At 39.7% G+C, this 22,931-nt stretch carries 26 protein-coding genes; 2 read left to right on the top strand and 24 right to left on the bottom strand.

The genetic code is table 11. The annotated features are described in order from the left end of the window. Positions 1-57 precede the first annotated feature (57 nt). The 22 genes from tadA to I593_RS11120 all read right to left on the bottom strand — a co-directional run bounded on the left by tadA (position 58) and on the right by I593_RS11120 (position 17,220). Positions 58-573, bottom strand: coding sequence for a tRNA adenosine(34) deaminase TadA (gene tadA / locus I593_RS11225; RefSeq protein WP_016167690.1), 516 nt, complete (start codon positions 571-573; stop codon positions 58-60). Between the two features lie 4 nt (positions 574-577). After that, on the bottom strand, positions 578-1,702 hold the full coding sequence (locus I593_RS11220) for an enoyl-CoA hydratase/isomerase family protein (RefSeq protein WP_016167689.1): 1,125 nt from the start codon (positions 1,700-1,702) through the stop codon (positions 578-580). Then, on the bottom strand, positions 1,699-2,412 hold the full coding sequence (gene ung, locus I593_RS11215) for a uracil-DNA glycosylase (protein ID WP_016167688.1): 714 nt from the start codon (positions 2,410-2,412) through the stop codon (positions 1,699-1,701). The genes I593_RS11220 and ung overlap by 4 nt, the downstream gene beginning before the upstream one ends. Before the next feature lie 42 nt (positions 2,413-2,454). After that, a complete protein-coding gene (locus I593_RS11210; RefSeq protein ID WP_016167687.1) occupies positions 2,455-3,051 on the bottom strand; it encodes a 6-pyruvoyl trahydropterin synthase family protein in 597 nt (198 codons plus the stop codon). 108 nt (positions 3,052-3,159) lie between these two features. Continuing rightward, entirely contained in the window at positions 3,160-4,107 is a 948-nt protein-coding gene (gene gspK, locus I593_RS11205; protein WP_016167686.1) for a type II secretion system minor pseudopilin GspK, read from the bottom strand. 41 nt (positions 4,108-4,148) lie between these two features. After that, positions 4,149-4,775 carry a type II secretion system minor pseudopilin GspJ gene (gene gspJ / locus I593_RS11200; RefSeq protein ID WP_016167685.1) on the bottom strand — a complete coding sequence of 209 codons (627 nt, stop codon included), beginning with the start codon at positions 4,773-4,775 and terminating at the stop codon, positions 4,149-4,151. A gap of 2 nt (positions 4,776-4,777) precedes the next feature. Then, positions 4,778-5,149, bottom strand: coding sequence for a type II secretion system minor pseudopilin GspI (gene gspI, locus I593_RS11195; protein WP_016167684.1), 372 nt, complete (start codon positions 5,147-5,149; stop codon positions 4,778-4,780). After that, positions 5,139-5,690, bottom strand: coding sequence for a prepilin-type N-terminal cleavage/methylation domain-containing protein (locus I593_RS11190; protein WP_016167683.1), 552 nt, complete (start codon positions 5,688-5,690; stop codon positions 5,139-5,141). Before I593_RS11190 ends, gspI begins: the two co-directional genes overlap by 11 nt. Positions 5,691-5,701: 11 nt before the next feature. Beyond that, positions 5,702-6,301 carry a TetR/AcrR family transcriptional regulator gene (locus I593_RS11185; RefSeq protein WP_016167682.1) on the bottom strand — a complete coding sequence of 200 codons (600 nt, stop codon included), beginning with the start codon at positions 6,299-6,301 and terminating at the stop codon, positions 5,702-5,704. 54 nt (positions 6,302-6,355) lie between these two features. Beyond that, the gene (locus I593_RS11180) at positions 6,356-7,129 is read right to left on the bottom strand and encodes a TatD family hydrolase (protein WP_016167681.1); all 774 of its coding nucleotides are present in this window, start codon (positions 7,127-7,129) and stop codon (positions 6,356-6,358) included. A 25-nt stretch (positions 7,130-7,154) separates the two neighbouring features. Then, complete coding sequence (locus tag I593_RS11175) at positions 7,155-7,496, bottom strand: PilZ domain-containing protein (RefSeq protein WP_016167680.1); 342 nt, start codon at positions 7,494-7,496, stop codon at positions 7,155-7,157. An 11-nt stretch (positions 7,497-7,507) separates the two neighbouring features. After that, the gene (locus I593_RS11170; RefSeq protein WP_016167679.1) at positions 7,508-8,494 is read right to left on the bottom strand and encodes a DNA polymerase III subunit delta'; all 987 of its coding nucleotides are present in this window, start codon (positions 8,492-8,494) and stop codon (positions 7,508-7,510) included. Positions 8,495-8,506: 12 nt separating this feature from the next. Further along, on the bottom strand, positions 8,507-9,268 hold the full coding sequence (gene kdsB, locus I593_RS11165) for a 3-deoxy-manno-octulosonate cytidylyltransferase (protein WP_016167678.1): 762 nt from the start codon (positions 9,266-9,268) through the stop codon (positions 8,507-8,509). Between the two features lie 9 nt (positions 9,269-9,277). Then, positions 9,278-10,282, bottom strand: coding sequence for a tetraacyldisaccharide 4'-kinase (gene lpxK, locus I593_RS11160; RefSeq protein WP_016167677.1), 1,005 nt, complete (start codon positions 10,280-10,282; stop codon positions 9,278-9,280). A 2-nt stretch (positions 10,283-10,284) separates the two neighbouring features. Further along, on the bottom strand, positions 10,285-12,012 hold the full coding sequence (gene msbA, locus I593_RS11155; RefSeq protein ID WP_016167676.1) for a lipid A export permease/ATP-binding protein MsbA: 1,728 nt from the start codon (positions 12,010-12,012) through the stop codon (positions 10,285-10,287). Beyond that, a complete protein-coding gene (locus I593_RS11150; RefSeq protein ID WP_016167675.1) occupies positions 12,012-12,434 on the bottom strand; it encodes an ExbD/TolR family protein in 423 nt (140 codons plus the stop codon). Before I593_RS11150 ends, msbA begins: the two co-directional genes overlap by 1 nt. 8 nt (positions 12,435-12,442) lie before the next feature. Further along, positions 12,443-13,081 (bottom strand): MotA/TolQ/ExbB proton channel family protein, encoded by a 639-nt coding sequence (locus tag I593_RS11145; protein ID WP_016167674.1) that lies wholly within the window; start codon positions 13,079-13,081, stop codon positions 12,443-12,445. 26 nt (positions 13,082-13,107) lie between these two features. Next, positions 13,108-13,995: a ParB/RepB/Spo0J family partition protein gene (locus I593_RS11140; protein ID WP_016167673.1), complete on the bottom strand. Its 888-nt coding sequence runs from the start codon at positions 13,993-13,995 to the stop codon at positions 13,108-13,110. Further along, complete coding sequence (locus I593_RS11135; RefSeq protein WP_016167672.1) at positions 13,992-14,774, bottom strand: ParA family protein; 783 nt, start codon at positions 14,772-14,774, stop codon at positions 13,992-13,994. The genes I593_RS11140 and I593_RS11135 overlap by 4 nt, the downstream gene beginning before the upstream one ends. 25 nt (positions 14,775-14,799) lie before the next feature. Further along, positions 14,800-15,432: a 16S rRNA (guanine(527)-N(7))-methyltransferase RsmG gene (rsmG, locus tag I593_RS11130; RefSeq protein ID WP_026441037.1), complete on the bottom strand. Its 633-nt coding sequence runs from the start codon at positions 15,430-15,432 to the stop codon at positions 14,800-14,802. 85 nt (positions 15,433-15,517) lie between these two features. Next, a complete protein-coding gene (murU, locus tag I593_RS11125) occupies positions 15,518-16,207 on the bottom strand; it encodes an N-acetylmuramate alpha-1-phosphate uridylyltransferase MurU (protein WP_016167670.1) in 690 nt (229 codons plus the stop codon). Further along, positions 16,204-17,220: an aminoglycoside phosphotransferase family protein gene (locus I593_RS11120; protein ID WP_016167669.1), complete on the bottom strand. Its 1,017-nt coding sequence runs from the start codon at positions 17,218-17,220 to the stop codon at positions 16,204-16,206. The genes murU and I593_RS11120 overlap by 4 nt, the downstream gene beginning before the upstream one ends. 120 nt (positions 17,221-17,340) lie before the next feature. Here I593_RS11120 and I593_RS11115 point away from each other — a divergent pair, with 120 nt between their 5' ends. Beyond that, positions 17,341-19,785 (top strand): LPS-assembly protein LptD, encoded by a 2,445-nt coding sequence (locus tag I593_RS11115; protein WP_016167668.1) that lies wholly within the window; start codon positions 17,341-17,343, stop codon positions 19,783-19,785. 16 nt (positions 19,786-19,801) lie between these two features. Beyond that, positions 19,802-21,112 (top strand): peptidylprolyl isomerase, encoded by a 1,311-nt coding sequence (locus tag I593_RS11110; RefSeq protein WP_016167667.1) that lies wholly within the window; start codon positions 19,802-19,804, stop codon positions 21,110-21,112. Between the two features lie 218 nt (positions 21,113-21,330). Here I593_RS11110 and hfq read toward each other — a convergent pair whose 3' ends face one another. Then, the gene (gene hfq / locus I593_RS11105; RefSeq protein ID WP_016167666.1) at positions 21,331-21,888 is read right to left on the bottom strand and encodes an RNA chaperone Hfq; all 558 of its coding nucleotides are present in this window, start codon (positions 21,886-21,888) and stop codon (positions 21,331-21,333) included. A 94-nt stretch (positions 21,889-21,982) separates the two neighbouring features. After that, the gene (miaA, locus tag I593_RS11100) at positions 21,983-22,927 is read right to left on the bottom strand and encodes a tRNA (adenosine(37)-N6)-dimethylallyltransferase MiaA (RefSeq protein WP_016167665.1); all 945 of its coding nucleotides are present in this window, start codon (positions 22,925-22,927) and stop codon (positions 21,983-21,985) included. Positions 22,928-22,931 lie beyond the last annotated feature (4 nt).

Genomic DNA, 22,931 nt, shown 5'->3' with positions numbered 1-22,931 from the left:
ACATATATCCATTTTGACAATTTTCATTGTCATTAGATTTTACATGAATTTATTTAATTAATCAGAACCCTGAAGTTTTTCTTGTCTTTTTTGCTCTCTCTTCTGCTGACGACGCATTTTAAAGAAATCACTCAACTGCTGAGAACATTGTTCCTGCAAACATCCAGAAACCACTTCAAACTGATGGTTATAGTAACCTGTTTCCAATAACCTACGCGCACTAACCAAAGAACCTGCTTTGGGTTCGGTTGCAGCAAATACCACCTTTGCAACGCGTGAATGTATTAATGCCCCAACGCACATTGTACAAGGCTCTAAAGTGACATATAGAACTGCATCAGAAGGCAAACGATAATTTTGCAAATTAAGGCAAGCTTGTCGGATTGCTTGTATTTCCGCGTGTGCTGTTGGGTCGATTTTTGAAATAGGTGCATTATGTCCCATTCCAAGAATTTGATTCTGACTCACTAAAACAGCACCCACAGGAATTTCTTGTTGTGATGCAGCTATAGCAGCCTGCTCGTAAGCAAGCTGCATCCAATATTCATCGGAATAAAGTTCAAACTCAGCCATTCAATTAGGCAATCACACCATACTGTTTCAGCAATTGATTCCAACTTTCAATCGTTGTTACAGGCGGGTTTGCAGATAAAATTCCTTTTAGGGACAAATCTGTTCCTTTTGTCCATTCAGGTGCTAAATCTTTATCTACCAAACGTGCACGTACACCTTCCACAAAGTCTGCATGGCGAATTTTCCAATCAGAAATTTGCGTTTCTAATTCAAATACTTCATTCCAAGAGTGAATCTGCTTACCCCATTGCCATAATAGCCAAGTGAGTGCAGCAGTTGCAGGCGACCCTTTTTGTAAATTTTCACTGGCTTGACGCAACCAATCGCTACGCGCATCACGTAAACCTATGATTGATTCATAATCATGTTCAAAATTCACACCACGACAAACACTTTGAATCACATCCAGAGAGTTTTGTAATGGCCCGGGTCCAACAGGTCTATGTAGACTATTCAAAGTGTCATCAATTGCACGAAAATCACCTGCTGGGTAATGTCCCCAATCAATATTGATGAGCTTATCTAGCACTTTATCACGATGTGCATCACAAATATGCGTCGCCCAACCAATACTATAAGCACCAGCAGCCGTCATAATCGAACCAGTCAAACCAGTAAATAATCCAATCGCCCCACGATCTGCCAAGAAACGTGTAGCCCCAACATCAGGATATAAACCAATATTAATTTCAGGCATGGCTAAACGTGAGTATGGTGTCACCATACGGAATGGAGCAGCCATAAACAATCCTAAGCCACCACCCATGACATAGCCTTCACCCCAAACTAATACAGGCTTTGCATAGTTATGTAAAAGCAAGTCAAGCGCATATTCTTGTTCAAAGAATTTATTTGCAGCAGCAACTTCAGAATTAATGACCAACTGACGCAATTTACGTACATCACCACCCGCACAAAATGCTTTTGGTGTGGTTGAATCCAACCAAATAGCTTTTACTTGATCGTCATGATGGAAATCTTGAAATACTTCCAATAATGCCGTGACGATTGATTCATCTAAAGCATGTAATGACTTTGGGCGATTCAAACGCACAATACGCCAGCCATTAATCGCTTCTTGTACGAGGATGTCAGGATGATAATTTTTTACTACGGGAGAATGTGTCATGCGTCCAGCTGCCAATTTATAGGCTCAATGCCATTATGTTTGAGATAATTATTTGTTTTCGAAAAAACTTTGCATCCAAAAAAACCACCACGATTTGCAGCCAACGGAGATGGATGTGCTGCTTTTAAAATGAGGTGCTTATTTGGATCTATTCTTTGCCCTTTACGTTGAGCATATGCGCCCCAAAGAATAAATACGATGTGTTCACGTTGTTCATTTAATACATCAATAACATGATCGGTAAAATTTTCCCAACCACGCTTTTGATGTGAAGTCGGCTGACCTGCTTCAACGGTAAGTACACTGTTTAACAAGAGCACCCCTTGTTCCGCCCAACGGGTTAAATCACCATGCCGAGGAATTTCTACACCAACATCCGCATGTAACTCATGAAAAATATTACGTAAGGATGGAGGTAATGCAACACCTCTTTGCACAGAAAAACTTAAGCCATGCGCCTGATTTGGTCCATGATATGGGTCTTGCCCCAAAATCACCACCTTGACTTGCTCTAAAGGTGTCATATTAAACGCATTAAAAATCAAGCTATTCGGTGGATAAATTTCTTTCTGCGCTTGTTTTTCTGACACCAAAAAATCTCTTAACTCATCCATTTTTGGGCTGAGTAAGAAATCACTGAGTCCATATTTCCAACTGGCTTCAAGCTGAACTTTGTCCAACTTGTAGAGTTGTTGATCGGTATAAGACATGCTTATTTCCTAATCCCTTTGAATTCTTTCTTAGTTTTTAAATTAAATTTTTACTTGTAAATCCACACTTGGATTTTGGAATTTAAAGCCTTGTTTCAGCTTGTCGTACATGAATGGATCAGTCCATTCTGATTGTACTTGCTCAGAAAATATAATTTCGTCTAGGCGTAAAATTCCCATTTGCTCATTTTCAATATCTTCTATAAAGCTTTGTGCATAACCTGTATCAGTTTCATGCACAATTACTGAATAAACTTCAACATCACCTTCACCATTTTGTGTTTCAGTCGATGCTAAAATTTGCTGTGCTAAAAAGAAAAATATTCTGGAAAACTGTTCTGCTGATGGCGAAACTGGTAATGAGACCCAACGTGCACTAAATTTTTGACATGCTTGAATATATTCCAAGTCATCATGTTGCCAAAAACAAATCGCATGATCGAAACTGTCAAAAATATCTTTGATTAAACCTTTAAGTAAACCAAAGTCATATACCATTTGACCATGATCCAACTTCGAAGCTTTAAGTAATAATTCAACTTTATAGCTATGCCCATGAATCGAACGCTTGCAGCGATCTGATGTGCAATTTCGCACTATATGCGCATTCTCGAACTTAAATAACTTACGAATTAACATGTGCCTTAATGGTATCAGTCATCAATGAAATAATGCTAATTATAGAACAAAAGTGACCCAAAGCACATTAATTTTCCCATTTATCATGATCGGTCTATTCTGATTTACTTATTCAGGAGTAAGAGAACGACTTAATACTGAAATTTTCTTATCTTCTCTCAAAAAAAATGTCTGAAACTTCCGCTTCCTTTCACTGAGCATCACTTCAATTTTGGCACGAAAATAGCTCGACTTGACTCCAAGTAGACCTTGCACTGAGCTCTGTATATCCGAATTAACCTGATTAAAAGGCTCTAACTTCCAGAACTCTTCTAAATTAGAAAAATGCTCCATATTCTGTCGCTTGGTTTCCAATGCAGCTTGGACTGCTTTTACATCTAAATGCTCACCTAAACTCGCCAATACGATTGCAGGTGCAGTATTCACATTCACTTTGGCATCTTTCACCGATATAGTACTGACGTAGGGTGCAATTTTCAGGTAATTTTCACCTTCAAACCCTCGAACCATTTTTAACTCATCTACCGCATGAAATTTAGTATTTGCTGGCAAATACGCATTATTAAGCCCACCATAATAGCCTTCTTCAGCTCCCATCGGCCCAATATTGTCATTATCAGCATCTTGCCAATCAATCACAGCTTCACTTAATTCTGCTGTTAACCCCGCATTCACAAGTAATCGCTCAAACCATTGTTTTGCTGCCACATTGACTTGTCCTGAATCATCTACCAGATTATTCAGATTAAATTTACCTGATTCGTCATAGAGTTGCCCAGTCACGTAGCCATCTTCAACAGGGAATGCAGGCATAGGTTTTGCCCAGTTTTCTTGTAAATAGTCCACATCACCTGCATTTTCAGCATCTTCTTTTAACATTTCCGCAAAAAAAGTTTCTGCACTTTTTGCATACCACAATGATTGATTCTGTCTCATCAAATAAGCTGTATTATCTGCTGTAAACTTTTGACGTTGACCGATCGTTGCAGCCAAAATAGTAGCTAAAGCCACCATCACCAATATCGTGATTAATGCGATACCTTTTTGCTTATTCATTTGACATCCCATTGTGTGCAGTAATGAACATTGACTGCACTTTAACTCTTTTGTTTCTGCTCTAAATAATCTGTATTCAGCAGATTAAATACCCATTCATAGGCCACACCATTGACCGTTAAATTTATTTTTATTCCCTTTGGTAGTTTCTTTTTTTGTACCAAATCATCTTGCTGTTCTGCAAATTCAGGCCAAGTCGTGAGTTCATTCGGGTTCAATACTCTCACCTGAAACTGCTCAACATTTTCAAGCAATACACTCGACTCAGGTTGTATCTGTGTTGCTGCATTTAAACCACGTGAACGCAATCGATTTAATCGTTGTGTATCTGCCTGATATTGATATTGGATACGTTCCTCTGCTGGAATACCCTGTAATAGCGGATCTGTGACCCCTATTTTACTAAAAGCAAAACGTTCATTCTGCAAAACCAAAGCAGGTTCAATTTCACCATTTATATTTGAGGTCAATGGTGCAATCTGAATACTGTCTTTTAAAATCTGCTGATAGGCTTGTTGTAAATTCGCCAGTTTTTGTTCATGTTGAGCATTACGTTCTTTTACTTTTATTAAATAATCAAAAACTTTCCACCCCAAAGCAGATAATACTGCAAAAATTGCAATAGCAACTAACAGCTCGACCAAAGTAAAACCAGCTCGTTTGTGCATAATTATGTTCTATTATTAAAAAAGACCAGATGGGTAACTCCCACTTCCGCCTTACCAGTTTCTGTATTAAACAACCGTACTTGTATTTCTACCCGTTGCACATCTGGGCTAATTGTGGATTGTGCACTTTTCTCTACTTGCCAATGCTCACCCTGCTGGGAAAGTTGTTCGGATTGAGTACCATCCAACCATTCACCTTTAATTTGCATTTCAGCAATTTCATTCTGTGCAACAAACTGAGCTTTCGTTCGTAAAATTGCTTGTGCTGTTGCTTGCGTATATTGCATTGCAACTTTGGTCAATGCGATTGCTGCTGTTGCAAAAATCGCCAAAGCCACCATGACTTCTAATAGTGTAAACCCTTTAGATTTCATTCATTTTACCTAAATGGTCAATTTCAATTTCAGGTCCAATCGGTTGCTGCGCAAAATAAAATTGTATTCTGACAGGTTTAACTTCACCATTACCCAACCAAATTAACTGGGGTGCCTTAGCATCTAATAAAGTTGAATTCTGCGCCTTATCATATTGATAATCTGTCGATTGTATTTGAAAGCTAACATCTTCAGGTAAAGACTGTATTTTAAAAGCAGAATACTCAGTCCACGTGGGCTGATTCTCAACCATATTTACTTCAGTTTGTGCAGGATGATATTCAACAACGGTATATCGAAAAGGGTTTACATCTGTTGCTGGTTGTACATTCAAAGCCAAAACAAGCGATTGATCATTCGCCTCACGAGCAATACGTTTCAGATTCATCATGAAAATTTCACGTGCTTGCATGGCTTTACGCTGATCAATCCCACCAAAATTCATCATGATTAATGATGTCACAATAGCGACAACCACAATGACCACCATTACCTCAATCAGTGTAAAACCTCGACTCGAAGCATATTGATGGTATTTCATGATTTAAATGTCTACGAATTGACTTGTTTGGGTAATGCAAGAGCTTGATCAATATACGCAACACGTAAAGTATCACGCGAGCCAAGATAGCGCTGATAGAAGCTAGAATTCAAAATCGCAGCAGCACCATGAGTCAGTGACCAAATTGACGCCAGATAATCGCGTACAGACATTAAACTCTGAATCGAATCCAAATAGGTTTCTGTCATATTAATAATGAGTCGCAAGCGATGACGTCGCACTTTATATAACTCACTGAATAAGTGCTGAATACCTTGACCCGTAATTGAAAGGCGCTCTTCAATTTGATGAAAAAGGACAGTACGTTCAGGATGGTGAAGATGATGAAGCATGAAAAATGCAAGGTGTTCAGGAAATGCTTTTCCCGAATCCATAATCATCTCTAGCAACATTCGCTCATTACGAATAATAAGCAGCATATACAGCTCATCTTTGCTTTGAAAATGTTTGTAGAGTGTGCCTTTGGCTAAATCAAGTTCAGCAGCCAAGGCATCGAGTGTCATGCCTGATTCACCATTTTCTAGCAATAATTGCTCAGCCACTTGAAAAATTAAAGTTTCTCTTGCTCGAAACTGAGCTTGACGATCCATCTTCACTCTACACTCTCTTCAATTCTTATATTCAGTCTAAAGCCACACAATCTATTACTTTAATTGCAGCAAGTTTTCAAAATTTTGTGTGGTAATCAATGCCATTTCTTCCAGCGACTTATCATATACATCAGCCAAGGCTTTGGCTACATATGGCACATATTTTGGCTCATTTGTTTTACCACGATAAGGCACAGGTGCCAAATATGGACTATCCGTTTCAATCAGCACGCGGTCTAAAGGAACTTGTTTTGCAACATCTCTTAAATCCTGTGCATTTTTGAAAGAAATAATGCCTGAGAAAGAAATATAATAGCCACAATCTAAAACAGCTTTTGCTGTCGGCCAGTCTTCTGTAAAACAATGCAAAATACCATGTGTTGATTTTTCTGCACGAACAATATCAACTGTGTCACGCTTCGCTGAACGGGTATGTACCACAACAGGTTTTTTCACAATTTGAGAAGCATGAATGTGGCGAGCAAAACATTCTTTTTGTGCTTGAACAAAGTCGGTACTATGAAAATAATCCAATCCTGTCTCACCGAGTGCCCAAACCTTTTCTGCTTGTGCTAACTCAACTAAATATTCAGTTGTTGCTCGCGCCATGGTCGCCGCATCTTCACATGGATGCACACCTACGGTATAACCCACATCAGCATGTCTTGCTGCAATTTGCGCTAAAGCAATATGGTCGTCTAAATCGACCGAGATACCCATGAATTTGGTTACACCCGCTTCGCGGGCTTGTGCCAATGCCATATCCAAATTTCCATCATATGGAGTTAGATCTAGCATAGTTAAATGACAATGAGTATCTACAAACACAATTTTTTCCTATTTCTCAACCACTTTACATGGTGTAACTATAACGACCTTCAGCTTTAAAGCCTGCCAGAATTTTTTCAGCTTCGGTTTTGAAGTAAACCCCTTTTTCACCCGATAATTGCATACCAAAACCTTGTGGTTTAATGCCATTTTGTTTCTGTGATATCCAAATCACTTTACCCGTTAAGGGAATTTTCTGAGATTGTTCTGGTAATGTCGTGAGTACGAAAACCTCATCACCTAACTTAACTGCTTGTTTTGAAGGAATGAATAAACCGCCGCCTACAACATAAGGCATATACGATTGGTACAAGGTTTCCTTATCTGGAATATTTGCCTGAATAATACCGCCCATACGTGGTTGCATTGTTTTCCCCTTTAAACATTCATTAGTTTTATACACAGTTGATCGAGTACTAAATTTGTTTGTACGTTTTGCTCAATAAACTGTTTGGACTGTTGTAAATCTGAATACAAATTAAAAAGCGTTTCTAAAGAATATTGCTCAGAAAGCTGCACCAATTCCAAATCTATATTTTTTATTGGTTGATTTAGCTTGACACAAATCAGGTCAGCCAACAAGTATTCAAACATGCGACTAAAATCATCAAAGGGCAAGGCTTTCTGCCATTTGGTCGCAATAGCCATAGGCATATTTTTATCCTGTACCAACTTCTGCCAATCATTTAAAAAATCTTGACGTAAATTCAACCATTGACTTTGCGCCAACTCTAAAGCTTGCAAGGGCATATCATTCGACAGATTCAACAACAGCTGCAATTGCTCCGGTGTCAATTCAGAAGCAAGATGTGCTGACAAATATGCTTGAGTTTGTTCTGTACTGATACGATCTAGTGCAAAATGCTGCAATCGACTACGAATTGTGGCCGGTAGTTTTAAATAATGTTCCGCCAACAAAATAATGACAACTCGATCACCTGGTTCTTCCAGAGTTTTTAACAACGCATTTGCAGAAGCAGTATTTAAGGCTTCGGCTGGATCAATCACAATTACTCGCCAACCATCGACGGTTTGCTGCACAAATGGCAATAATTCTCGAATTTTTTCAATTTTAATTTTAGCATTCTGCTTTTTATTTTCTTCATCCGTCGAGATATACACATAATTCGGATGTGTATCCGATTTCAACCACTGACAACTACCACACTCTCCACAAGGTGCATTACGCAATTGACGTTGTTGGCACAAAATCCATGCCAAAAAATATTGGGTAAATGCTTCTTTACCACAGCCTTTTTTGCCATAAAACAATAATCCATGCCCTAACTGTGGGAAACGCCCTGTTAGGGTATCCCAGACATGTTGTTGCCACGGAAAAATTTGCGGTTGAATATCAGTTAGCATCATCAATCAGTCTTATTCAAAATGTGCAACATCCATGCTGTTTAAACGATCCAAGTCCGCTTGCGTATCTACACCTGGCGGTAAATTCGCTTCTGCAACAGCAATGGCAATACGATGTCCATTTTCCAATACACGTAGTTGCTCAAGACTTTCTAGTTTTTCTAAAACACCCATGTCCCAAGTGACATATTCTTGCAATAAACTAACACGATAGGCATATAAACCTAAATGACGAAACGCTTGTTGATGCAGCTCTGGATGACTCAGTTTAGCTCCATCTCTGTCATAAGGAATAGTCGCACGACTAAAATAAAGTGCCTGATTAAACTTAGACTTAACCACCTTTACGATGCTGTCACGCAGAAATTCATCTAGACTATGTATTGGCTCACACAAAGTGGACATTGAACAATCTGGTTGAGCAACCAAAAGCTCCGCCACCTGCTTCACCAATGTCGCAGGCAATAATGGCTCATCACCCTGCACATTCACAATAATATCGTCTTTATCCCAGCCTTTTAAACGTGCCACTTCACTTAAACGATCTGTACCCGATGGATGGTCTGCACTAGTCAGTACAACATCTACACCTTCCGCACGACACACTTCAGCAATACGTACATCGTCTGTGGCCACACACAAATCATCGAAACCTTGCACTTTTTTTGCTTGATCAACCACACGTAAAATCATTGGACGACCATGAATTTCTAATAATGGTTTACCTGGTAATCTTGAACTGGAAAAACGCGCAGGAATGACGATATGCTTCATAATTTACTCTTATTCAATTGAAATGCCTAAATCAGCCAGTTGCTGATTAAGCACACGATAACATGCACTTGAAAGTACAGCTTCAACGGGCACTACCCAAATTTCACGATTAAAATCTGGATGATGTTTTAAAATTGGCAGCAGTTTAACTGCATCTTTTTCCGTAGTAATAATCGGATTGGTATCTTCAAACTGTAAATCTGTTAGATCATAATCATAATGATCAGGAAATTCATGGCACTGAAACTGTTGTACACCTAAAGACTCAAGCGTACGGTAAAAACGCTGCGGAAAGCCAATCCCTACAACGGCATAAAAATCTTGTTTAGGATCAAATGTTCGCGATTCATAGGCATTCAGTAAGTAAGGTGTTGCAACTTCTAAATGCATATTCAGCTCTGTTTCAGGCTGAGCAGCATGTTCAATCACTGTTCCAGTATTTAAACGGCTTTTCGGTTCACGTAAATAACCTTCAGGCAACAATTTTCCATTACCTAAACCACGATTACGATCTAGTACAATCCATTCGAGTTGTCGAGCAAGCGCGTGATGTTGTAAACCATCATCACTGATGATGAGATCTAGCTCATGCTTAGCCAACAACAACTCTATGCTTTGTTGACGATTTGACCCCACCGCCATCGCAGCGCCAGTAGACTGTACAATCAGACACGGTTCGTCACCCACTTGATCTGGTGTAGCATCCAACCCTACATATGCTGGGAATGGACCTTTACCACCATAACCGCGACTAATAATTCCTACGCGAACATTTTGGGACTGTAGATAATTCACCAAATGGATTAAGAGCGGTGTTTTTCCACTTCCACCCACAGTAATGTTGCCAATAATCATGACTGGCACTGGTGCTGTGTAAACTGCTTTTATCCCTTTTTCATAAAGCTTTTGATTCACCCAAAAACCCAAATGATACAAGCATGACAAAGGACGTAGCACAATTAACCACTTTGCTTGTCTATTCCAAGCATTTTGAATAAGTTGTGCTACCGACATGCTTAATTTTCCTCAAAATTACGTTGATGTAACTGGAAGTATGCACCACGTTTTTCGATTAATTCTACATGAGAGCCATGCTCAACAATACGCCCCTGATCCATCACCACAATTCGATCAGCATTCTCAATGGTTGATAATCGATGTGCAATAACAATCGTAGTACGGTTTTGCATTGCTGAATCAAACGCTCGCTGAATAAAGTATTCCGATTCGTTATCTAATGCACTAGTTGCTTCATCTAAAATTAAAATCGGTGCATTTTTCAAAATCGCACGTGCAATTGCAATTCGTTGTCGTTGCCCACCCGATAAATTTAAGCCTTGCGCACCAAGTTGTGTATCATAACCTTGTGGTAACGCCATAATAAAATCATGTGCATAAGCGGCTTTTGCAGCAGCAATCACTTGCTCATCAGTTGCATCTTGCAATAAACCATAGGCAATATTTTCACGCACTGTACGGTTAAATAACACAACTTGCTGATTCACCATCGCAATTTGCGAACGCAAACAATTCACTTCGATGTCATCAATTGGATATTGATCCAACAATAGCTGACCCGAACTTAACTCTTGAAAACGTGGTAACAAGTTAACTAAAGATGTTTTACCTGCGCCCGAACGGCCAACCAATGCAACCGTTTCACCTGCTTTAACCTGCAAATTAAAATCATGAATGGCATGATGACCATCAGAATAAACCAAGTTAACATCTTTAAACTGGATATTACCTTGTAATACTGGTGTTAAAGTCCCCGTATTTTTTTCTTCAGGTAAATCAATTAATTCAAAAACTGAATGCGCAGCCGCCATACCACGTTGCAGTTTTTCATTCACATCGGTTAAAGCTTTAATTGGCTTACTTAACATACCTGCGGCAGTAATATAGGCAACGAATTCACCTGCTGTGGTATCTCGCAAAATTTCAGGACGCAAGGCAATCCACATAATAATACTCATGGCAATCGACATAATGAACTGCACTACTGGGCTGTTCAACTGCTGTACCACAACCATTTTCAAACCACGTTTTAGGTTTTCAACAGATGTCGCTTTAAAACGCTCTTGTTCATAAGCTTGTCCACCAAAACCTTTCACCACCACATTACCATTGACCGTTTCTTGTACGACATGGTTAACGTCACCCATCGTGTCTTGCACTTGTAATGACAATTTACGCATACGTTTTGATGCTTTACGAATCAACAAACCAATTAGTGGCGCGAAAATCAGAATAATTAAGGTTAGGCGCCAGTTGGTATAAATCAAATATCCCAACAACCCCAAGGTAATTAAGCCCTGCTGAACAATGGTCTTTAGTGATTCAGATGAAGCAGCGGTTAACTGCTCCACGTTATACATAATTTTGGCTGTAATGTGTCCGCTGGTATTGTCTAAGTAGTATTGCGAAGGCAAACGTAATAGCTTGGCAAACACTTCCTGACGAATATCAAAAACTAAATTTCGTGAAATAACCGCCGTAAAATAGCCACCAATGAAGGAACCTACACCTCGAAAGAACATCAATAACACAACCAAAAACGGGATAAGGTTGGTAAAACCCTGATCCCGATGTTGAATGGCTGTAATAATTTTTTCCAGCAACTTGGCAATTGATACTTCGGTTGCTGCGTTAATAGCAAAACCAATGACGATTAAAATCGCTACGCCCCAAAATCGCTTCAGATAGCTCAGAAGACGCAGATAGACCTTGAAATCCTGATTCACTAATAACCTCGAGATGGTACTTTGGTACTGATATTAATATTCACAAAACCGAGTTGCCCTGCAACATCCATGACACGGATGACATCTTGATGCGTAGCTTTTGCATCAGCAGCAATCACAAACATTAAATCACGTCGCTCATTAGAAATCTGTTTAATTGCAGTACTTAAATCAGCAACTTCTTTGCTCGATAACGCCTGTCCATTCACGGCATAGTGCCCTGAAGAGTCCACAATCACTTCAATCTTTTGATTGTATTGCTTCGGTGGAACGCCTTGCGCATCGGGCAAAGTCAGGTTCATGCGACTAAATTGATTAAATGTGGTCGATAACAGTAAAAACACCAAGATAAACAATAAACAGTCAATCATTGGTGTCAAATTAATATGAATATCTTCAACTTGCCTACGCTTGAATTTCATATTTCACCTTAGCCTGCTTTACGAAGTTCTTGCTCTTCAACAGCAGAGTTTTGGTAGTAAAGTGCTGCATGAAATAAGGTAGATTGCTGCTCTAATTCTGCCACATATTCCTGTACCAAACGCTGGAAATAACGATAGGCAAATAAAGCTGGAATTGCGATCAACATGCCCGCAGCTGTGGTAATTAAAGCTTTTGAAATCCCTGGAATCATCATGGTTGGGTTACTGTTACTTCCCATATCAATGACTAAAAAGGATTCAATAATCCCCACAACTGTTCCCAATAATCCCAAGAGTGGCGCAACCGCACTTAAAGTGCCTAGGAAATTAATATTTTTTTCTAAAAAACCAATTTCTTGTGATGCTGTTGCTTCCATTTGCGCACGTGCATATTGCTCTGTTTGCTTTTGGCTATTTAAGCCAGAAACTAAAATGCGTCCTAGACTACTTAACTGCAAATTTTGATTATTTTGTAATTGTTGGACGACGTGATGTACATCCTGCCCACCACTCAACAACAACTCTTTTGGTAATACCATTGAACGTTTCAAACGAATAAAACGCTCAATGGTGATCGCCACTGTAAAAATGGAACACAAAACCAGTGGAATCATTAACCATCCACCAGCTTTTACTAATTCCCACATTATTCTTCCCCAAGAATTTTAAAATATTAATCAGCCAAACAAATATTCAAAATACCATCCAACTCATCAAGTGAATGATAATGAATTACGAGTTTGCCTTTCCCTTGCTTATTATGATCAATTTTTACATCTGCACTAAAACGTTCAGCTAAACGCTGTGTGAGCTGTTGTAAATCTGGCGCAACATCGGTTTTCGCCTTTTCAGTTTTTGGCGCAGTCAAATCACGTACAAGTTGCTCTGTTTGACGTACCGACAAGCTTTTAGCAATCACCAACTCTGCGACTTTTATTTGTTCTTTCGCCTTCAAAGTCAGAATTGCTCGCGCATGCCCCATATCAAGTTGACCTTGTTGCATCATATCTTTGACAGAGTCAGCCAGTGTCAGCAAACGCAATAAATTACTCACTGTGGTACGTGCTTTACCCACAGTGTCCGCAATTTCTTGATGACTTAAACCAAATTCATCATGGAAACGCTGTAAAGCAAGCGCTTGATCAATTGGGTTCAAATCTTGACGTTGAATATTTTCAATCAACGCCAAAGCAATTGCGACTTGATCATTCAAATCACGAACTAATGCTGGAATTTCAGTCAATCCCGCCAATTGAGCTGCACGCCAACGACGCTCACCCGCAATAATTTCGTACGGGTGCTCTTCATCGGCAATCGGACGAATCACAATTGGTTGCATCACGCCATGTTTTTTAATGGATGCAGCTAATTCTTGTAAATCATTTTCCTGAATAAATCGACGCGGTTGATATTCGCCACGTCTAAGCAAATTAACATCAATTTGTTTTAGCTGACCATGATCTAATGCTTGCACTTCAAGTTGTAGTTTTTCTTTTTGGATTGACCCAAGTAAGGCATCCAAACCACGACCTTTGGCAAGTCCGCGTTTTTTTAAGGTCATGCTTTACTTCCTTTCTTCACTTTGCTTTTCTTTAAAATCTCAGCTGCTAAATTTAAATAGGCAACTGCACCCTTGGAACTTTTTTCAAAATAAATAATCGGTAAACCGTGAGCAGGTGCTTCAGCCAGACGTACATTACGCGGAATTACACAGTCATATAGCTTTTTACCAAAATACTGCTCTAATTCAGCTGATACATCACGGGTTAAAGCATTACGACCGTCATACATGGTGCGTAACACACCCACAACTTCTAACTGCGGATTCAAAGCTTGTTGAATACGGTCAATGGTCTGAGTTAAGTCTGCCAAGCCTTCTAATGCATAATATTCACATTGCATTGGAATAATCACACCTTGAACGGCAGCTAATGCATTTACTGTAATTAAGCTTAAACTTGGCGCACAGTCCACAATAATATAATCAAATGCATGATCAATACTTTGTAAAGCATCACGCAAAATGAACTCACGACCTTCTTGCTCGGCAATTGCAAGCTCTACACCCGCCAAATCTCGGTTTGCCCCAAGAACTTTATAACCCACTTCAGCTTTGGTAATTGCCGTTTCAATCGGCACTTCACCCAAAAGCACATCTGTTACTGAATATAATAGGTCATTCTTTTGAATGCCTGACCCCATTGTGGCGTTACCCTGTGAATCCATGTCCACAAGTAAAACTCTTTTTTTCAGCACGGCTAATGATGCTGCCAAATTAACTGCGGTTGTGGTTTTTCCTACGCCACCTTTTTGGTTCGCAATCGCAATAATTTGAGCCATGGTAACCCCAGTCCTTCGAAAATAATTAAATCTGTTTCAATAATAATAAATGGCGTTGCTCATCTAATCGAGGTACTTTTAACTCGATCACTTCACAACTGTATTCATCTTTTAACGCGATAATTTCATCTTGAGGAATCAAGCCTTTCATTGATGCAATGATGCTCTTTTCATGCATATATGGCTTAGATGCAGTTACAAAGTCAGTCAGTGAAGCAAATGCTCGACTGGTAATGACATCAAACTTTCCTAAATTTTGAATACTACCTTCATCTTCAACACGCGTTTGTACAGCAACCACATTTTTTAATTTTAAGTCTGCAATAAACTGCTTTAAGAAACGAATTTTTTTACCGTTCGAGTCTAATAACACACAATTACGTTCAGGCTGACATAATGCAATGATCATGCCTGGCATACCACCACCTGTACCAATATCGAGCAAACGACCTTCTGGCAAGTCTTTTAAAATACTGAGGCTATCAAGCAAATGCTTGACCAGCATTTCTTTAGGATCACGAATTGCTGTCAAGTTATACGCCTTATTCCAAAGAACTAAAGCGTCTTGGTATTTGAGTAATAAATTTAAAGTCTCTTCGCTGAGCTCTAAACCTAAAGCTTGACTACCCTGCTTTAGTTCTTGAAAAAACATGTGCATATACAATTAACGTCTCGAAAATGTTAGGTGAAGTATACCGATTTATCCATGAAGTCATAGTGGCTTGTGCTTAGTGAATATTCACTTAAGCATACATGCCTTGTCGAATCTGCAAATCTAGAGCAGTTAAACGCTCTGGCGTGCCCACATCAACCCACGAAGCATGCATTTTTTCTGCAGAAACTCGACCATCTAGCATCGCCTGTTTCAATAAAGGCGCCAAAGGACGTTTACCATTTTCCAAGCCTGCAAACATCTGCGGATGTAAAACAGCCACACCACTATAGGTTAAATCTTCGCCTTGCTGTGCTTGTTCAAAAGTATATGCTCGTCCATTCACCAATGTGAAATCACCCTGTAAATGCTGTGGGGGATTTTTCACAAAGACCAAATGCGCCAAATCCTGATCAAGTTGTATTTCCAGTAATGAAGCAAAGTCAAAGGTCGTCCAGACATCACCATTGACTAGAATAAAAGGTTCTGTTCCCAATAAAGGCAATGCATTAATAATGCCACCCGCTGTTTCTAAACCTTCTTCTTCGCGTGTCCACAAAATATTTACACCAAATTGCGAGCCATCACCTAATGCACCAATCAACACATCAGCCAACCATGCAGAATTGATCACGATGTCTGTCACACCAATTTCTTTGAGTTTTTCAATATGCCATACAATCAGTGGCTTACCACCAACTTCGAGTAAAGGCTTAGGTTTATACAGCGTTAAGGGACGCATCCGATTGCCCAATCCCGCAGCTAAAATCATGGCTTTCATGCAGCAACGACCTCGTATTTGCCATATTTTTGTTCAAATTTTGGCATAACTTTAACCCGAATGAACTGCATAAATGGTTGTAATTCTGCATATGGCTTGCTTTCTTCCAGCAAATACCACATCACTCGCGGTAAATCTTTGAGATACCCCGATTTTCCATCGCGTTCAAACAAACGTACAAAAATGCCTAAAATCTTGATGTGGCGCTGAATCGCCATTAGGTCTGCATCTTGCTTAAACTGCTCAAAGTCACGACCTTCTTTCGCAGAAACAGGCAATAAGTCATAAAACACTTTAAACCAACCATACACGCGCACAGGATCCCACTGTACATAAGCATCACGCGTAATTGAAATTAGATCATAAGTATCTGCACCAATCACCGCATCTTGAAAGTCGATCACACCTTGCTCTTGCTCGTCTGCCAAAAGCATGAGATTACGACTATGGAAATCACGATGTACAATCACTTGTGGCTGGGCCAAAGCAGCATTAGCTAAAATCGCAAATGTTCTTTTAATCAATGCAGATTCCTCTTCCGAGGGTTGAATCTGTAAACTTGGCAGCAGCCAATCGGTTAATAACGACATTTCAGTCATTAACTTTTCATAAGAATATGCGGGGAAATGTCCCTCACCATTAATTGACTGTAATTGAATCAACTGTTTAAAGCTTTGCTCATAATGTGCATCGACGGTGTTTTCATCTAACTGAGTTGATAACAACACATCGCCAAAATCTTCAAGCAACAACAGACCTTGCTCTAAATCTTTCGCCACAATATGGGGTACACGTACACCATGTGCATCAAAAAATTCATCAATCGACACAAAAGGTACACAATCTTCTTTCTCAGGAGGTGCATCCATCAACATAAATGTTTTATGATTCAAATTGATTCGTGCATAACGACGGAAGCTGGCATCACCTGCTAAAAAATTAATTTCAAATTGATCTGAACCAAGTACAGATGTAATCCATGTTTGTATCAATTGTTCACGTTGTGTATTCATTTGCGATAAATTCTAATACAGGCTGAGTTTTTAAAGTGCTAAGTGTAGCCACTTATCAACTTTTTCTCTATGATGCGACAATAATTAATTGCGATTAAGCATACTTGGTTAATGATACAAATGAAGCATCAGTTTAAATTCAATCCTTTAGCGACTGCTATTTTCAGCCTCTTATGCGGAAGCTCGATTACGGCATACGCAGATACATCTAATACTGTTTCATCCCTAACCAATGAACAACTGAAAGCAAGTATAAATGAAGCCTATGCGGGGCAACATTTTTTTGAACAATACTATGTCGACAAATCTGCACCTGAAGCACAGCAACGCCAGGGGAAATCACTAAGTGCAGCTTATTGTCAAGGAGCTTGGGTCACTCCAATTGCCTCAAACACAGCAGCGGTTGATCCAAGCAAAGCAACATCCGTGGTTACGGCCGATTATGGCCATTATGACCCGAACGGTGATTCTGTTCTTGAAGGTAATGTTCTGATAGATCAAGAAGGACGTCAAATTCGTGCCGATAAAATTACCATTGATAAAACACAAACTTTCGCCAATGCGCAAGGACGTGTGCAAATGGCGCAAGCTGGTCTTTTGGCGCAAAGTGACCAAATCAATTACAATTTGAAAACCCAACAGGGTGATTTAAATAACAGTTACTACATTGCCGAAGAACAACATGCACATGGTCATGCAGCCAAAATTGCTCGCACCTCTGAAAATGTTGTCGTATTAAGCAATGCCACCTATAGCACTTGCCCACCGGAACAAAAACCAACTTGGAAAATTCAAGCCAATACAATTGAATTGAATCAAGACACTGGACGTGGTGTTACCAAAGGCACTAAGTTATATGTGAAGGATGTTCCTGTTTTAGCTGTACCATATTTCAACTTTCCGATTGATGACCGTCGAACTACAGGAATTCTGACTCCTGGTTTTGGCTATACCAACGATGGTGGTATCGAGTTTTCAGTTCCTGTTTATTTAAACCTTGCACCGAATTATGATGCCACACTGACACCACGCTATATGAGCGACCGTGGCGCCATGATAGATGCTGAGTTCCGTTATTTAACAGAAAACTTTGGTGAAGGTAAAATTTGGGGTGGCTATTTACCTTCAGATGAGAGCTATAAAAATCAAGATCGTAAAGATTTGCACGTTATCCACAAATGGCAAATCAACGACAGCTTATCAACCAACCTTGAATACAACTATGCGTCAGATAAAGACTACTTTACCGACCTAAACAGCAATCCAAATACCAAAACTGACCTGAACTTACGCCGTGCTTGGGAGCTTAATTACAAAAACGGCATCCCAGGTCTGACGGCTCAGTTAAAAGTCGAAGATTTCCAGACCTTAGATAAATCAGTTTCCGATGAAAAGCGTCCTTACGCGCGTTTACCTCAATTCTTACTCACCTACAAAGGTGGAAATCCACAAGGTTTCCAGTATGAATTTAATAACGACACCGCTTATTTCAAAAAGAATATTGGCAGTACAACCTCAGCAACCTCAGAACCAAGCGGCACAAGGTTCTATAACGATTTTGCTGTACGTTACAATTACCGCAATCCTTGGTCGTTTGTTATTCCAGAAGTGTCGGTACGCAGTATCAATACTTTTTATGACCAAGACACGATTACTGCACAGCAGAATCAGACCACAAGTGTAAGCAATGCCGACCAAAACAAATCTGTCGTTGTTCCACAATTTAGCTTGGACACTGGCTTAACATTCGAGAAAGATGGAAAATACTTACAAACGATTACACCACGCGCCTTCTATGCATATTCGCCTTATGAAAACCAAGCGAATTATCCAAACTTCGATACCATTAGCGCCTCAATCAACTATGATCAATTGTTTAGTTCACGACGCTTCTACGGTCATGACCGTTTAGAAGATAATAATTTCTTATCGTTGGGCTTAAGTTATAGCTTATTTGATGATATTGGCTTAGAACGCATAAAAGCGAGTGTAGGTCAGAGTTTCTATTTTGATGATCGTCGAGTCACTTTAGATGGCACAACAGATGAGTTAAATACTGAGTCACATACAGGCCCAATTGTCAGTCTTTCCAGCCAACTTTCTCAACATTATCGTGTAAGCGCCAACTCGGCTTGGATGGCAAATGGAGACAATGCTCAACGTGATGTACAAGTTTATTACATGGGTGATCAAGGGAATATTTATAGTGCAGGTTATTTCTATCGCAAGGAAATTGCTAACCGCCAAGATAAATATGACCAGTTTGTTGCATCATTTATACAACCCATTCATAACAACTGGCGTATTATGGGTCACGCTCAATATGACATGGACAACAATGTTGCGCGTGAATACTTACTCGGCGTGAATTATGAATCGTGCTGTTGGGGGCTTTCTCTCTACGGACGTTCTTACTACAACGACTTAGATGATGTAAGCGATTCTAGCGTTAAACCAAAACGTGCTTTTATGGCTGAAATTAACCTGAAAGGTTTGGCTGGTTTCAATAATAAATTGGCATCCATGCTTGAAAATCGAATTTTAGGTTACGATCGTATTAATTAATTTGGACACGATGTTAATGAAGACAAAACAGTTAAAACAATTCTTTAAGGCGACTGCACTAGCAATTGCCCTTTCTTCATCAATGCCGACATTTGCCCAAACTTCAGATGAAGTTGTAGCAGTTGTCGACAACAGTGTCATTTTACGCAGTGATTTACAGCAAAATGTTGCCGAAGCCAAACATCAATTAGAAGCTCAAAAGCGCCCTGTTCCGCCAGAGCAGTATCTTGAGCAACAAGCCCTCGAGCAACTTATTTTACGTCAAACTCAATTAGAGCAGGTAAAACGCTATAACATTAAAGCCGATGAAAAGAGCTTAAATGAGGCTGTACTCAAAGTAGCCAATCAATCTGGAATCACTTCATTAGAAGCATTTCAGCAAAAGTTAGACAAAATGGCTCCAGGCACCTACGAATCACTTCGCAAACGTATTGCAGAAGATTTAGCAATCACTCGTTTACGCCAACAGATTGTGATGTCACGCATTAAAATTAGCGATCAGGATGTTGCCAATTTCCTTAAAACCCCGCAAGGACAAGCAGCTCTAGGCAGTCAAGTTCATGTCATTCATGCTCGTATAGCGGGTAATAGCAATATAGAAGGTGTTGCCAAACAGGTACGTACTGCTTTAGATAGCAGCAACGATATTGCCGCAATTAGCAAGCAATTTAGTACCAATAGCGTAAAAGTTGAAGGTGCGGATATGGGTTTCAGAAATCTTTCTGAAATCCCTGCTGAACTTGCAGCACGTGTCACCCCACTACAAGTTGGTCAAACCAGTGAACTAATTACTGCACGCGATGGTATTCACGTGATTAAGCTATTAGAACGCAAAGGTTCTGAACAAAAAGCCATTATTCCTCAATACCAGACGCGTCATATTTTGATTCAAACTTCTGAAGTTGTAAGCCCTGACAGTGCTAAACAAATGATTAATAGCATTTACAATCGTCTTAAAGCGGGTGAAGATTTTGCAGTATTGGCAGCTACATTCTCAAATGATTCCGGCTCTGCACGTGATGGCGGTAGCTTAGGTTGGGTAAGCCCTGGTATGATGGTTCCTCAATTTGAAGAGCAAATGAAGAGCACTCCTGTAGGTCAAATTAGCCAACCCTTCCAGACCCAGTTTGGTTGGCATATTCTTCAAGTGACTGAGACGCGCCAGCAAGATATGACACAGGAATATCAAGAGCGCATGGCTCGCCAAATTCTAGGTGAGCGTCAATTTGATGCCGAATTAGATAGTTGGTTACGTGAAATTCGTAATAATGCTTTTGTCGAAATTAAAGACCCAAATTTGGACCGTAAGAACAATAAAACATCTTAAGTGATAACTGAAAAAAGCCAGTCAAATGACTGGCTTTTTGCTTTACTACTGTTAGGCAATTCATTCGCCATTGATAAAAATTTTATGCGCTTTTTATACTTATTATTAACTTTGCGTGAATATAGTCCCCATTATCCACTCAGAATATTTTTTAAATACCTATAATTTTTATTAAAAAAAAAAGCCTCTCAAATGAGAGGCTTTTTAATGAATATCAATTAACGATTGTTATCGTCTTCTTGAGAGTCATCAAATTTAGTTTCGCTATCAAAACCACCTTGACCACCGAAGCCACCTTGACCACCGAAGCCACCTTGACCACCGAAGCCACCTTGACCACCGAAGCCACCTTGACCACCGAAGCCACCTTGACCACCGAAGCCGCCAGCTTGACCACCGAAGCCGCCAGCTTGACCACCGAAGCCGCCAGCTTGACCACCAAAGCCACCGCCTTGACCACCGAAGCCGCCAGCTTGACCACCAAAGCCACCGCCTTGACCGCCAACAAAGCCACCGCCTTGACCACCACCAAAGCCAGCACCTTGTGCACCAGCAGGAGCACCAGCAGGACGAGGGTTACGTGCAGGAACAACCGTAGAAATAGCGTGCTTATAAACCATTTGGCTTACAGTATTTTTCAATAGAACAACATATTGGTCAAAAGATTCAATATGACCTTGTAACTTAATACCGTTTACAAGGAAGATAGATACAGGAATACGTTCTTTACGGAGAGAATTCAAGAACGGATCTTGCAAAGTTTGACCTTTAGACATGTTATACAACTCCAAAAATATTAAAAATCAGCGCAAAAAACTATCTTTATTTTTCAATTAAAAATTATAAAAAAGACAGTATGTAAATTTTGCTTTATCCGTAACAGTTTCGCAAGTCTTCTTGAGCCTGCTTTATTGTTAAATATGTTTTAAATTTATGCGACTGTTGCAAAGATCTTAACCAAGTATATTGACGTTTGGCAAGTTGTCGTGTCGCAAAAAGGGCTTTATCCTCCATTTCTTTCTTATTTTCGAGACTTTTGTCGCTTTTTAATAAAAAATCTAAGGCTTGTCGATAACCTACTGATCTCATTGAGGGCAAATCATCGGTTAGATCGTATTTTTCAATTAGTGACTCGACCTCATTTAAAAAACCGATATCCCACATAATTTCTAAGCGTTTCTCAATTCGCTTGTGCAATTCTAACCGATCTGGTAGCAAAGCATAATTATGAAAAGTGTAACGATATGGTACATTTTTAGGTTGTTCTGCTTGTAGTTTGGTAATCGGTTGCCCTGTAATACGATACACCTCGAGCGCACGAATAATTCGCTGCTTATCACTGACTTTGAATTTTTCACCTGCAAGTGGATCCACTTTGCATAAAGCAGCAAAAACAGACTCCCATCCTTCTTGCTCTCCTTGCGCTTCAATTTCAGCACGGATTGCATAATCTGCACTTGGCAAATTACTCGATAAACCCTCTAGTAAAGCTTTGAAATACAGCATCGTTCCACCGACCAAAATCGGCGTTTTCCCTTTGGCATGTATGCCATCAATAAGTTTAGATGCATCTTCTACGAATTGCGCAGCAGAATACACTTCTAATGGGCTTATAATATCAATCAAATGATGTGGATACTGCGCTTGCTCAGCTTTACTTGGTTTCGCTGTCCCAATATCCATATCTCGATAAACCAATGCCGAGTCAACAGAAATCAATTCAAAATTGCCCTGTTCATATAACTCACATGCTAAAGCCGTTTTACCGCTGGCTGTAGGTCCCATCAAATTGATGACAGGCAATTGATTCGACATTTAG

It is taken from the genome of Acinetobacter tandoii DSM 14970 = CIP 107469 (assembly GCF_000400735.1).
GTDB classification, from domain to species: domain Bacteria; phylum Pseudomonadota; class Gammaproteobacteria; order Pseudomonadales; family Moraxellaceae; genus Acinetobacter; species Acinetobacter tandoii.
This window is presented reverse-complemented; position numbering and strand designations above follow the sequence as displayed.

Excerpts from the sequence above, each read along its gene's own strand:
- rsmG (WP_026441037.1), bottom strand. The coding sequence starts at position 15,432 with ATGCACATGTTTTTTCAAGAACTAAAGCAGGGTAGTCAAGCTTTAGGT.
- I593_RS11120 (WP_016167669.1), bottom strand. The coding sequence starts at position 17,220 with ATGAATACACAACGTGAACAATTGATACAAACATGGATTACATCTGTA.
- gspI (WP_016167684.1), bottom strand. The coding sequence starts at position 5,149 with ATGAAATCTAAAGGGTTTACACTATTAGAAGTCATGGTGGCTTTGGCG.
- tadA (WP_016167690.1), bottom strand. The coding sequence starts at position 573 with ATGGCTGAGTTTGAACTTTATTCCGATGAATATTGGATGCAGCTTGCT.
- I593_RS11185 (WP_016167682.1), bottom strand. The coding sequence starts at position 6,301 with ATGGATCGTCAAGCTCAGTTTCGAGCAAGAGAAACTTTAATTTTTCAA.
- gspJ (WP_016167685.1), bottom strand. The coding sequence starts at position 4,775 with ATGCACAAACGAGCTGGTTTTACTTTGGTCGAGCTGTTAGTTGCTATT.
- I593_RS11150 (WP_016167675.1), bottom strand. The coding sequence starts at position 12,434 with ATGAAATTCAAGCGTAGGCAAGTTGAAGATATTCATATTAATTTGACA.
- murU (WP_016167670.1), bottom strand. The coding sequence starts at position 16,207 with ATGAAAGCCATGATTTTAGCTGCGGGATTGGGCAATCGGATGCGTCCC.
- I593_RS11110 (WP_016167667.1), top strand. The coding sequence starts at position 19,802 with ATGAAGACAAAACAGTTAAAACAATTCTTTAAGGCGACTGCACTAGCA.
- gspK (WP_016167686.1), bottom strand. The coding sequence starts at position 4,107 with ATGAATAAGCAAAAAGGTATCGCATTAATCACGATATTGGTGATGGTG.
- miaA (WP_016167665.1), bottom strand. The coding sequence starts at position 22,927 with ATGTCGAATCAATTGCCTGTCATCAATTTGATGGGACCTACAGCCAGC.
- I593_RS11140 (WP_016167673.1), bottom strand. The coding sequence starts at position 13,995 with ATGACCTTAAAAAAACGCGGACTTGCCAAAGGTCGTGGTTTGGATGCC.
- I593_RS11220 (WP_016167689.1), bottom strand. The coding sequence starts at position 1,702 with ATGACACATTCTCCCGTAGTAAAAAATTATCATCCTGACATCCTCGTA.
- I593_RS11210 (WP_016167687.1), bottom strand. The coding sequence starts at position 3,051 with ATGTTAATTCGTAAGTTATTTAAGTTCGAGAATGCGCATATAGTGCGA.
- I593_RS11135 (WP_016167672.1), bottom strand. The coding sequence starts at position 14,774 with ATGGCTCAAATTATTGCGATTGCGAACCAAAAAGGTGGCGTAGGAAAA.
- I593_RS11170 (WP_016167679.1), bottom strand. The coding sequence starts at position 8,494 with ATGCTAACTGATATTCAACCGCAAATTTTTCCGTGGCAACAACATGTC.
- I593_RS11115 (WP_016167668.1), top strand. The coding sequence starts at position 17,341 with ATGAAGCATCAGTTTAAATTCAATCCTTTAGCGACTGCTATTTTCAGC.
- hfq (WP_016167666.1), bottom strand. The coding sequence starts at position 21,888 with ATGTCTAAAGGTCAAACTTTGCAAGATCCGTTCTTGAATTCTCTCCGT.
- I593_RS11145 (WP_016167674.1), bottom strand. The coding sequence starts at position 13,081 with ATGTGGGAATTAGTAAAAGCTGGTGGATGGTTAATGATTCCACTGGTT.
- I593_RS11175 (WP_016167680.1), bottom strand. The coding sequence starts at position 7,496 with ATGCAACCACGTATGGGCGGTATTATTCAGGCAAATATTCCAGATAAG.
- lpxK (WP_016167677.1), bottom strand. The coding sequence starts at position 10,282 with ATGTCGGTAGCACAACTTATTCAAAATGCTTGGAATAGACAAGCAAAG.
- I593_RS11190 (WP_016167683.1), bottom strand. The coding sequence starts at position 5,690 with ATGAAATACCATCAATATGCTTCGAGTCGAGGTTTTACACTGATTGAG.
- kdsB (WP_016167678.1), bottom strand. The coding sequence starts at position 9,268 with ATGAAGCATATCGTCATTCCTGCGCGTTTTTCCAGTTCAAGATTACCA.
- ung (WP_016167688.1), bottom strand. The coding sequence starts at position 2,412 with ATGTCTTATACCGATCAACAACTCTACAAGTTGGACAAAGTTCAGCTT.